At 42.1% G+C, this 12075-nt stretch carries 11 protein-coding genes; 10 read left to right on the top strand and 1 reads right to left on the bottom strand.

Annotated features, from left to right (window positions below):
* The first annotated feature begins 393 nt into the window (after nucleotides 1–393).
* Genes ACTHPG_RS18215 through ACTHPG_RS18205 form a run of 3 tightly spaced genes read left to right on the top strand, consistent with a single transcriptional unit; the run spans nucleotide 394 to nucleotide 2278 of the window.
* The gene (locus ACTHPG_RS18215) at nucleotides 394–819 is read left to right on the top strand and encodes a hypothetical protein (protein WP_440390890.1); all 426 of its coding nucleotides are present in this window, start codon (nucleotides 394–396) and stop codon (nucleotides 817–819) included.
* Nucleotides 816–1199 carry a hypothetical protein gene (locus tag ACTHPG_RS18210; RefSeq protein ID WP_440390889.1) on the top strand — a complete coding sequence of 128 codons (384 nt, stop codon included), beginning with the start codon at nucleotides 816–818 and terminating at the stop codon, nucleotides 1197–1199. Before ACTHPG_RS18215 ends, ACTHPG_RS18210 begins: the two co-directional genes overlap by 4 nt.
* Before the next feature lie 32 nt (nucleotides 1200–1231).
* The gene (locus ACTHPG_RS18205) at nucleotides 1232–2278 is read left to right on the top strand and encodes a hypothetical protein (RefSeq protein WP_440390888.1); all 1047 of its coding nucleotides are present in this window, start codon (nucleotides 1232–1234) and stop codon (nucleotides 2276–2278) included.
* A 42-nt stretch (nucleotides 2279–2320) separates the two neighbouring features.
* Here ACTHPG_RS18205 and ACTHPG_RS18200 read toward each other — a convergent pair whose 3' ends face one another.
* Nucleotides 2321–2692 carry a helix-turn-helix domain-containing protein gene (locus tag ACTHPG_RS18200; RefSeq protein ID WP_440390887.1) on the bottom strand — a complete coding sequence of 124 codons (372 nt, stop codon included), beginning with the start codon at nucleotides 2690–2692 and terminating at the stop codon, nucleotides 2321–2323.
* Between the two features lie 225 nt (nucleotides 2693–2917).
* Between ACTHPG_RS18200 and ACTHPG_RS18195 the strand changes: the two genes are divergently transcribed.
* From ACTHPG_RS18195 to ACTHPG_RS18165, 7 genes are all read left to right on the top strand, one after another.
* Nucleotides 2918–4489, top strand: a complete 1572-nt coding sequence (locus ACTHPG_RS18195; protein WP_440390886.1) for a hypothetical protein — start codon at nucleotides 2918–2920, stop codon at nucleotides 4487–4489.
* Between the two features lie 41 nt (nucleotides 4490–4530).
* Nucleotides 4531–5211, top strand: coding sequence for a hypothetical protein (locus ACTHPG_RS18190; protein WP_440390885.1), 681 nt, complete (start codon nucleotides 4531–4533; stop codon nucleotides 5209–5211).
* 442 nt (nucleotides 5212–5653) lie between these two features.
* Nucleotides 5654–6424 (top strand): hypothetical protein, encoded by a 771-nt coding sequence (locus ACTHPG_RS18185; protein ID WP_440390884.1) that lies wholly within the window; start codon nucleotides 5654–5656, stop codon nucleotides 6422–6424.
* 78 nt (nucleotides 6425–6502) lie between these two features.
* Complete coding sequence (locus ACTHPG_RS18180) at nucleotides 6503–9469, top strand: bifunctional DNA primase/polymerase (RefSeq protein WP_440390883.1); 2967 nt, start codon at nucleotides 6503–6505, stop codon at nucleotides 9467–9469.
* A 352-nt stretch (nucleotides 9470–9821) separates the two neighbouring features.
* Complete coding sequence (locus ACTHPG_RS18175; protein WP_440390882.1) at nucleotides 9822–10316, top strand: JAB domain-containing protein; 495 nt, start codon at nucleotides 9822–9824, stop codon at nucleotides 10314–10316.
* 50 nt (nucleotides 10317–10366) lie between these two features.
* Entirely contained in the window at nucleotides 10367–10507 is a 141-nt protein-coding gene (locus tag ACTHPG_RS18170; RefSeq protein WP_440390881.1) for a hypothetical protein, read from the top strand.
* A gap of 11 nt (nucleotides 10508–10518) precedes the next feature.
* Nucleotides 10519–12075, top strand: a complete 1557-nt coding sequence (locus tag ACTHPG_RS18165; protein WP_440390880.1) for a recombinase family protein — start codon at nucleotides 10519–10521, stop codon at nucleotides 12073–12075.

The following is a 12075-nucleotide window of genomic DNA, read 5'->3' as shown; positions in this document are numbered from 1 at the left end:
CAAACCCACGAAGAGGACCGGCCCGTACACCAAGTGCGGGTCGCTCTTACGTTTCATAAAGGAGACTTACTCAATCCTTATTTTGGAAGTACAGACTTATTTGCAACCATGGGTGAGGACAACATCCAATTTACTTTGGAAAAAGATTGGATAGATGAACCTCCAACTATTGAAGGAAGTCCCAATGTGTTCGCGCTGGGCTGGGTATCGGGAACTGGCTGAAGCTTTAGATGTTTCACCCGAAGCACTTGTAGCATCGGAAATTAACAACAACCATCCACAATACTCTTTTTAATTGGTTCAAATATTACTTTTACCCTTCCCAATAATTTGTAATAAACCAAGTTTTATTTTTATATCATACCTATGAATACAATCTATGGAGGTATACAAATGAACTTTACACAAAGAAAACTCTTAGTACTATTGGAGTCAACCTTCAACCCTGAAGGCGATATTCACTTCCTCACCATTGCAGAGAAAGAAATTCAAATTCACGAAAAAGAGCGACCCGTGCATCAAGTGCGGGTCGCTCTTACATTTCAGGAAGTAGACACAGTGAATCCCTATTATGATGGTACAGATTTGTTTGTAACCATAGAAGAGGACAATATCCAATTCGCACTAGAAAAGGATTGGGCAGATGAACCCCCAGCCATTGAAGGAAGCCCCATTGAGTTCGCACTAGGCTGGGTTTCGGAACTGACTGAACCATTCTACGTTTCACACGAAGCACTTAGAGCAGCCGAAGCTAACAACCATCCACGCTATAGTAATAACCCACAAAGTAACTGCCATCAGGAGGAATCAGAAAAATGATCGACCTGACATCTGATAAGCAGCTCGCTACCTTAATCCAAACCAACTCATTTCCTAAAGCCTGCCTTACATTCATCTACAATTACATGCAACAACTTCGCGATCCACATGAAGGAGAAGCCTTCCCTCCACCGGGTCAATGGTACTTCATCATGGAAACAGCTGATCAACTTACTCCCATTCAACACGATGAAACTACCTTCTCCTGTTCTGCGGGTACGTATTACCCTGAATACATTGAACAATACACTTTTTATGAGGAATACACTTTGTATAAAATCTACGTCATGCTGGACAATGAATGTAGCATGACATTTTTTACGTTAAAAGGTATTCATTCTACTGAGACCGAGCAATGGCTCCTTGTCAACTCCAACTAAACCTAATCTATAACTGAAAGGAGCATCATCTAATGTCCTTGCAACTGACTGATGCCAAGAAAAAATCACTGGCTGTGCTTATAAAAACACATCATGAACAACACCTTGCCCGCTTTCCCTTTGCCAAGTTTCCAATTGAGCCATTAGAGGACTGGAAACAACTGTTCTCTGATCCTGTCACCATCGAAGCCCACACCCTACGTTCTACCCTCTCATGGTCTTGCGGCAAATGGCAACAACAAAGCATTCCATACCCGTACAAAAAGCTCCATCTAACTGTCATTAGCAATTGGAAGAACTTCATAGAACAGTATAAACCAGAAGCGTCATCTGTTATCTCATACTGGAAAGACTTACTCGGAAAAGACGAATATGCGTTCAATACAATCGCCTTTATTACTCATCTTCTATGTCCTGATCAGGTCGAACTCACAGATTCCCGTCGAGTCAAAGGCATGAACGACCTGCTCAGAGAAGCTGAAATACAGGATGAGTGCGTAGTACTTGAAAATGTGTCCGCAACTATAGAGCAATACAGTGACTTTTACCATCAACTCCTACCCAAGACACAATCTACACTTGGCGATCAGGCTTCTGTGAAGCTAGGTCGCTTTTTGTTTGCCTACGGACATCGCGAGATCCTCAGCAAAATAGCCGAAAGCTCCCTAAATCTACCCGAGCCGATCATAACCACACTAGACTGGGAAACCGCCAGCAGTCAACGATTCAACCTGAACTTGATAACTGAAAGAGCGAATGCAGATCGACTGTTCGCTTGTCTATTGCTTGCATTGGATAAGCAACCTGAAATGCCTGAAGAGATGACTATTCAGGAAATCATTGATTTGATTCCTTTAGGCAGCGGAGGCATCTGCAATTTAGGTAGTTACAACTATGCCTTCATTGCCATGCTTGGTAAACAGAAAGACAGAGACTACTTTCTATTTGAAGATCCCTCCATGGCTAAGTCCTTTACGCATCAAGCAAACCAGTCCACTAGAAATATGAGTTTTCATAGAATTCATGCCACTCTTGGGATAAAAGTAAATCCAAAATTCATTGTAATTCCCACCGATTAAAATAAAAACAGGCAAAGAATACTTACTTCTTTGCCTGTTACTCTACTTTCTACTGTAATGCTTATCAATAGTGTTGAAAAGATCTTCGAGAATTCGTTGTGCTAATTGCACATCCTCTAACGAGCGACTTTCGAGTTTCGACCTTAAGATTTCAATAAGCTGTTTTTGCTTGATCATGCTTTCTGTCTCCGTTATCTCGCCAAATGAAAAGAGATCCTCTACCGAGACTTCCAGTGCACTCGCAACTTTGGCAAGCATTTTTAAGGAAATATTACGATTGCCACGTTCAATTTCTCCGATGTATGTGTCTTGTGATTTAGCTTTTTCTGCAAGCTCTACTTGAGACAATCCCATTTGTGTTCGTAACGTCTTTATTCTGGCTCCTACTAACGTCAACAATATATCGCCTTCCATCGCATCCACTCTCCTACACCTTTAAGATTAGAGAGGATACATGAGAATTAGGAGTATACAGTAACAAGGTATTTTGTTTAAAACCTCACAATTGTATGTTAATATTAAAACAATCTTTAAACGAGATTTTACTAATATTTCTGTGTAAGTTCCGCCTTACTACTTTCTCCTTCAAAAGATTTTAACCAGCCCACAAAAATACCTATTTATAAAAAGGAGCTCCTTATGACAACAGAAAATAACCCTCATTCCTTCAAGCTAACTTGGAAAGGCGGGTTCAGCTATCTAACCTATTTTCTAAGAGAATCTACCGTGACACTTCGTGAACAAGAAGTTCAATTACAAACAATCAGCAAAATCTTAGGTATCTTTTCTTTAGGTATAAAACAGGATCATCTCACCTATTCAGATATTCAAAAAGTTTCAGTGGGAAATAGTATTAGCTGGTTCCAATTGTTATTTGCAATACTGTTTGCAGCAATTAGCGCAATACTGTTCTCGACAGGGTCAGGTGTTCACTGGCTCGCCTTGATCGCTTCAGTCGTTTTCTTCTGGCTTTCCTTTCGAAGCAAGCATCTAACACTCACGAATCGAACAGGTGCAACAATGCGATTGATCAGCAACTCCAAAGTGTCAATAGAAACCCTACTCAAACAACTGCTCCAACAACTCGATAACACAAGACCAGGACAAATCCAAGTTGTTCGTGAGCGCAAAACCAGAGTAGCTATCATTGCCTCCGGTGCCGCGATCATCATTGTAGGCTCAGCTATACTTTCAATGACGATGAGTGAAAATCAGCAATACATATCTGTTGTACAGAATGCTTCGTTTGGAGAGTCGAAATACAAATTAAAGAATATTGTGGAGCATCCCAACTATTTCAGCAATGTTTCGTGGCAGAATGTTTCATTTCAAGGTGCATCTGATCTGGATCACTACGTTATGTATGAGGGTACGTTTTCGGATTCAGGTGTAAATGTACTGGCAAGAACCGTATTTCAGGTATTTGGTAATGCTAGTTTTGATGTCATTGAGTTCAGTATAGATGGTGAGCAATTTCAGCCTGCTACTACGGAGTGGACTCTATTCACAGCCCATATTGTGGACAAATTAGAGGGAGCGACCTCTGAAACCACCGTAATTGAAGCTACGCCAACAGAAGACACGACCTCTCAAGCTGTGAGCAATCCCATCGCACAGGATGAACAGCCGACTGTAGCCACAACAGATTCGACATCGACAGTACCCTCTTCCGAGCAAACAGCAACAACAGAGGTAACCGTGGCGACAGATAGCGCTACTCTAAGTAACTTTAGCCGATGGAGTCCTCCTGATGCTGATCTTATTCTGCCTTTAGTATTGGACGGCGAGCCAATAAGCCTGTTCATTGGAATGGATTCACCGAATGGCGTAAAGGCCCTTGCCATTAGTGATTCTCTTCATCAAGGATGGCAACTTCCATTCGATGCTCCACAAAGCACGTCCAGTCCATTTGATGATTTTGGTGATTTGAGAGAAGGCTTCAGTTTTTACGTAAAAGAGCATGATTTTGATAGCGATTCCGTGCCGGAGGTTGTAATTGTGGCCAGTGATAGACTACTTGAAACATACGTTTGGGTATACAGCTATAACTACATTTTTAGCGAAACAGATACATCCCCTCTAGAACTGGTATGGTACGGGGAAGGGCAATCCGATGTTGTTCTAAAAGGGAACACAATTTCACTACCTTATGGGTCACAAGGGCTTTTTGACGAATATATATTTAGCACTGGAACATTTATCAAAAATTAACCGCTGATGGTGTTACACATCATGAAGGAGGACTTCCGTCAATGGGCAAAATATATGAGAATTTTTCAAAAATAGCAATTGTTCTTACACTTATACTCTATGTCTGGACAAGCTTTTCAAGTCTAGATGAGAAATATGAATCAAAAGTATTACTATCCACATTTTCCGTTCTAGGCGAACAGCAAAATTCGTCCGCACTCACCAATATGAGTCAAATGAATAACGACCAAATTAAAAAATCCAGCAAGGCGTTCTTCATCACGTACATGGACACATTTAATTCAGGTGCATTAGGTAAGGAAATGAGACAAACTGATGCGAAATCGAAAAGAACGATTGCATTAGCTTACGGTGAAACAGACCTTCGTTATCATTTGAAATTTATTAAGGGAGCATGGGTACCTGCAACGCTCGATCTGTCCACCAATGTGCTATACAACTTTTCCTACATTGTGAATACACCAAGTAAACTAATCCACAATCTAAAGATGAACTTTAATGAAATGCTACAGTTGACCAATTTCGAACGCGTGACCTTTATTATTTGGGATGTCTTTCATGCAATAAGTGGGGCTTGGTTAGCTTCGTTTATGATCTTTTTGGGAAGCATTATCGGACTGCTATTTCACCCCATACAGAGCTTACTTAACTTCTTCCCATCTCTATGGCTCATCATTACAACAATTTGGGAAGGTATTTCAAATTTCAAAAATCTCGGATAAAAAGCGTACAGAATGGTTACACACATGTAGCCATTCTTTTTTTTCATCAGTGTATGAGTTATTAGAAACAGTAGTAAAAATAAGTGTATATTATATTTTTGTATGAAGCTGTGACGCTCAGCTTACAACACGTAGGATCATAGAAGTAAAGAATCCTAATATAAAAGAAAATATTATAAATGGATTGACAAGGAATCTTCCTTATGGCAAAATGTGATCTATAAAACATACACGTTGGCCGGGGCGATGAAGGAATACAACGTATTCGAAAAGCCACGACAAAAGCGAATATTATCGTAATGAAGTAACACTTCGGTGTTATCATACGATTTCTATAAACGCGCCAGTAAAATTACCTTTTTTAGGGTATTTTTGCTGGCGCGTTTTTTGTTTCGTGCCTTGTGTCTCTAACAGAATTATTTAAATAAAAGGAGAATGCACAATGACACAAAAAAATGAAACAAACGACAAAGTATCTATCCTAACAGAGATGAATTTTCGCCCTTCTGCAAGCAGACACTCGGGTAGAAAAGTTATTCCAAACAGTGTTTTGACAGTAGTGAAACATAAAAGTAGTACACGCCTCACCTTTAGCCCTGAGGTCATACAGGAAATCGGCGCTACGGAAAATGTTCAAGTTGCTCTCAATCCCGAAGGGATCGCTATTGGTTTGGGGTTCACTGGTGACGAGAACTACTTTCCTTTAAAAAAATCCGGAAAAAAATTCAATATTTATTCCAGTCAACTGGTTAACGAAATAATTGATGATTTTTCTCTTGATTTCTCCAATGCATCTTCCATCTCTTTTCAGAGAGTTAGATATTTAAAAAATGGATCACATAAGGTTGCTTTTTTCAAGTTAGTCCAAAATAAATTAAAGCCATCTCATGACATGACTAACCTTGCATCCAACCTCGCCAGTAATATTCCCACAACGAACGATAATAACAAGAAGAGCGACTTTGAAACCGACCCAAATTTAATCAGCTTAGTCAACACATACGGCGATTTAACCGATGAAGACGAATTGATCGGCAATTATCTTGACCCGCGTAATATGGAAGTCCTGACTGATATGGAGTTTGAATTGAATGATGCAGACGAATTGATCGACACAGACCATGACCAGGACAATGATGGAGATATGATCAACCGAGTACCAAAATCTAGTCCTTTTAAACACAAACGCAGACGCAAAGTCGTCAATGAATAAATCACAAGAACAACCTTTAATAAGAACATAACGGGGGCTACGCCCCCTTTTAATAACAATATGGAAGGTGAATCCAGCATGACAATACTTAATAGGAATAACACACTCTCGGCAAGTATTTTAAATACATTGACTGTTCATACAGCAGCGTTAACTTTAGCCCAAGGTAACATGGGTTTTAAGTTTCTCCCATTGTGCCCGGCAGATCATAAGGGCGCTTTTGAAAAACACAAGCAGAACTGCACTAGACCAGGAAAGGCTCCCCTGATCGCCAATTGGCCTTCCAAGGCCTCCGGAGACCCTGCTGTTCTTAAAAAGTGGTTCGAAAAATCACCAAAATTGAACTTAGGCATGATCCTTGGCGGAGAAGTGGGAGTAATCGGATTCGACATTGACGGTGAATACGGACAAACCAAAATGGAGCAGTTATTTGATGAAAACATTCCTCCCACTTGGCAATTTTCAACTCCAGGAGGAGGGTCGAGATATCTGTTTCGTGTACCGAAACACGTGGCTTTGCGAAAACAAGCTGACGTCAATCCCGAAGTGGTGCACGAAGAATTGGCTCTGTTGGCTGATGGACAAATGACGGTCATTCCACCTTCCCAGCATCAAAATGGTGGGCAATACCTTTGGATTGAAGATAGAGGTCCCGGTGACATTCCACTGGCTGACTTGCCCAAGGATGTACTGAATCGACTGATCAAAGGAAAACTCAAAAAGCAGTCAACTTCACCAAAAGTATCTTCGCTACTCCCATCAAAGCCTGCTTCTGTTTCCAAGATAGCAAAGCCTGTGCATTCATCGATTAGTGAAGACAAGTTACAACGCCTTTCAAGCAAATGCAAGGTGATAAAAGAGGCGCTGTCAGAACAACAACTACATGGATGCAGTGAAACTCAGTGGCTTCACATTGTGTCCATGCTGGTTAGGGCAGGATTCAGCAAAACTGCTTTGGCCTTTTCACAACTCAGTCAAAAGCACGATCATCACAGTGAAGATCGCATTCGGAAATTGCACGCAGAACGTTCCCATGCTTCCTACGGCCCTACTCGATGCGCCACATTGGGATGTGGCTTAGATCAAATTGCGAAATGCCATCCTAGTGTTAGTTTGGATGAGGATACCCAAGAGCCTAAAAACTCTCCTGTGACACTATTAATTTCAGCAAATTCTAAGAAAACTGTCTTAAAAAAATTATCTTCAGAAGATTACATTCATTTAATGGGAGGCAATCATTCCATACACCATAATTCTCTATGTGTGGCCAAATATAAAACTGACGGGGAGACAGAGCATGTCCCCATCGCTAACTTTATCGCTAGAATTGTAAAATCCATTATTAAAGATAATGGTACCGAAAAAAATATAGTTTATGAGATTGATGGGTTACTCATTGGCTCACAAAGAAGGCTACCTTCCATTCAGGTGCCTGCTCAGGATTTCGAAAGTATGAAGTGGTTAACCATGTGGGGACCTGAACCGACCCTCTTTCCAGGTTATAGAATCCGCGACTTGGTTCGCTTCGCCATTCAATCCACTTCCTCAGCGGCAATAAGAGAACGAATTTACACCCATTTGGGCTGGATTAACCTTGATGATAAGTGGACGTACTTACATGCTGGCGGCGCATTAGGCATTCCCAATGTCAAGGTTGAACTGGAAGCACGGCTTCAAAACTATAATCTTTCCAACTTCAACACTGGTAGCACAGAAGCAATGAAAGCAAGCCTGAACCTGCTAAATGTTGCTCCACATCGAGTAACACTTGTCCTGTGGGCGTTGACTTACTTGTCACCGCTCTGTGAAGGACTTCGCTTGCTGGGGATCGAACCTAAATTTTTGGTATGGCTTCACGGCTACACAGGTAGTCGTAAAACAACCTTAGCCAAGTTGTTTCTCTGTCACTTTGGTAACCTGCTGGAGCACCCGCCAGCAAGCTTTAAGGATACAGCTAACTCGGTTGAAAAACGTGGTTTTGACACAAAGGATTCGCTTCTTCTCATTGATGACTATCATCCTACCACTTCGCCTAGAGAGAAGAACAGCATGGAATCACTAGCGCAACAGATACTCAGAGGCTACGGGGATCGCGTAGGTCGGGGGCGTATGAAACAGGATACGTCTCTCAGACCAGACTACCCGCCACGGGGCAATGCACTCGTCACCGCAGAAGATTTAATTGGTGGCGGCTCAAGCGTAGCCCGTTTGTTCCCTGCTGAACTGCTTAAAACAGATGTCAATCTGGACCGTTTAACACAGGCTCAGGACGATTTTGAAAAATTGAGTGTTGCAATGAAAGGTTACTTGGAATGGGTCGGACAGTCCATGAGTAAACCCAACCACAATGAACTGAGACAGTTGTTTAATGAAAGGAGAAAAGCAGCATCCCAATTAGGCGTTCACGGCAGAATGGTTGAAGCAGCGGTTTGGTTGTACTTGGGACTGAACTCGGGTCTAGAATACGCTGAAAGTGTTGGAGCAGTAACAACCGAGATGGGAGATAAACTTCGGAGTGAAGGCTGGAAAGTATTTCTTGAGATTGCTAACGAACAAGGACATCAAGTTACGGAGATAAAGCCATCATCACGTTTCTTGAATATTGTCTCTCAATTGTTGGCCAACCAAAGCATTCATTGCGATAGTGTGCATCCAGACCCTCTTTCGAAGACCTTTCCGAACAACAGTACTCTTGTTGGCTGGCAGGATGAGAATCACTTCTTCTTCTTACCTGAACTAATCTATAACGAAGTCAGCCAATTCTTGTCCAAACGTGGGGAACAATTCCCTATCACCTCTTCTACTCTTTGGAAGGAATTAGCCGATGCTAACTTAACGGAAACGGAAATTTCAAAAGAGAAGGGTAAAGAACGACGCCATTTTCTCATGAAAAAAACTGTCAAAAAACAGCGCCAGAGATTGCTCTGGGTGAAAAAAGCAGCTCTATATGATGAGGTGGAGCCCAGCACTAAAAACAAGACTCGTGAAGAGACTCTGGTAACTACCCATGATGCTGAGGAACTTGATCCTATGGAGGGATTTTAAAACTCTGCCCCAGAAGCGGGGGCTATGTCCCTGAAATTCGAAAACTTGGGGCCAATGAAAGCTCATGCAGGGTAAGTGATTTCGGTCATTTGCCCCCATTGCCCCCGAAAAAAAAATAAGGTAGATAGAAAAAAAAGAATCCCCCCCCTGACAAAAAAGTGTTTCTTTCTCCCTAAAATTCAGGGGGCACCGGGGGCAAGACATAGAAGGCCATGTGCCAGATGGGGTTCTAACCACTGAGGTCCGGGGCGTGACCAGCCCTTCTGGGAAAACCGATTCTGTTCATTTTTAAAATATTTAATATAACCATGATAACGAATAATTAACTACATTTTATCGTGGAGGTTCATATATGGCGGGTAACCAAGCACCTAATAATCAAAGACCAAAGAGGGCGAATACCCCAGCCAAACGCATCCAGGTTGTCGGTTTACGGATGGTAAGAGAGTCATCATCCATCCTTTACCCTGGTAGAACAATTCGCAAGCCACAGGACGCCGCTGACTTGTTCCGTCAGTTCATTGGTGATTGTGATAGAGAGATTTTCTCGATTCTTTGTCTAAACGCCAAGAATGAGCCGACCGCAATCCATACTGTCTCTACCGGAACACTCAACGCTTCCCTGGTTCACCCCAGGGAGACGTTCAAGTTGGCCATCCTCGCTAACTCTGCCGCCATCGTTGCCTGTCACAATCACCCTTCGGGAGATCCCAACCCGAGTCCACAGGACATTGAACTGACGGAGCGGTTACGAGATAGCGGCTGCTTGCTTGGTATTGAACTGTTGGATCACATTATTTTGGGGAATGGAAGCTTCATTAGCATGAAGGAGAAGGCATTGATGTAACGAAGCTACAACCTTACCTACAATCATTCACTACAGGAGGAACCTATACAATGGACCATTCCACGGAAAACAACGATCTCGATTTATTCATCGATATTCTTGCAGATATGATCTGTTGCTACCTTCAAGCTGAAGAAGCTGCGACTGAAACAGATAAGCTTGTCCCTGAGTCACAACCAAATGCTGCATAGAGGTGATACACATGATGGAAAAACAGGTTGTCGCACTTTATATTCGCGTATCAACGGAAGAACAAGTCCAAGGTTTTAGTTTAGAAGCACAAAAATCAGTGCTCTATGATTACTGCCGAGAAAGACAGCTAGATATTCACAAACTCTATATTGATGCAGGGCGTTCCGGAAAGTCTATTTCTGGTAGACCGTCACTGAATGAAATGCTGAAAGATGCTCGTTCAGAGCACTTTCAGCAGGTTCTTTGCCTCCGTTTAAGTCGGCTATCAAGAAGTTTAAACGATTTATTATTCATCACTGAACTCTTTGACAAACATGGCATTACACTTCATAGCCTTACGGAAAATCTTCAAACGGATACTCCCATGGGGAAGTTTGCGATCCAGATGCTCGGCTCCATCGCTGAACATGAGCGTAGCCAAATTAAGCAAAACGTCCGTCTTGGAATGAACCGTCGTAACAAACTCGGTAAATGGAATAGTGGAAATTTAGTATTGGGATATCGCTGGATTTCCCATCCTGTGAACCGACATCTCTCCCATGTAGAGATTATTCCTGTTGAAGCAGAGCTGGTTCAAACTATTTTCACATGGTATGCCAGTGGTCTTGGTCTAAAAGCAATCGTGAATCGCCTAAACAAAAACGGATATCGAACTAAAAAACAAAAACTATTTCATATTGCGTCGGTGCGAGGCATCTTAACGAATGTTAACTATATCGGCAAGATAACCTACACAGACAAGTCTGCCTTGGAACACAAAAAAATAGTAGACGGAGAGCATGAACCAATTATTTCAATAGATCTGTGGGAGCAGGTACAGCAACAATTGGCTCACCGGTCCCATCAGCCTAATAAGCGCACTTCCCATATCTTTACGCTAACTGGATTGCTTAAATGTCCAACCTGTGGACACAGCATGGTTACGGCCCATGTATCCCGCAGACGGAAAAAAAAGGCCTCATACGTAGATCATTATTATGTATGTGGTAGATATAACTCTGGGGGTTACGCAGCTTGTCAGCCTCATCACGTTCCTGCTGAACAAGCTGAGGACTGGGTAAACAAACATATGCAACAGTTCCTTTGCCAGCCTACCGTAGCAGAACAGTTGGCGTTAAAGGTTAATCAAAGACGAGACAAAAAACTGGAGCCTTTCCGAAAAAGACTTAAAGAGATTGAGACACAGAAAGTATTATTGAAGAAACGAACTCTCCGATGTTACGAGCTTTTTGAAGATGGACATATCGACAGTCGGGAACTGAAGCTAAAACTCGGTAAACTTCAAAGCCAAACAGCTATGTTTGAGCAGGAAAAGAAAGAACTGGAGAAAAGAATCGTTGATGATCCAGAGCAACCTATCCCCCTTGGCAGTATCCGCCGTGTGCTTCAAGACTTTCAGCCTGTATTCCAAAGGGCAACGTCACAGCAACAAAAAGCACTATTACGAAGCATGATCTCAAAAATCACCCTCTCTGCTGATCGTAATATTAAACAAGCAGTGATTCAAGGTTCTGTGGCGCTGCTTAATCTGGAGATTCCAACACTACAACATGAAGGAGAGCGTTAG

It is taken from the genome of Paenibacillus sp. SAF-068 (assembly GCF_051967555.1).
GTDB lineage: Bacteria > Bacillota > Bacilli > Paenibacillales > Paenibacillaceae > Paenibacillus.
Note: the sequence above shows the minus strand (reverse complement) of the source record. Positions and strands in the feature narration are given on the sequence as shown.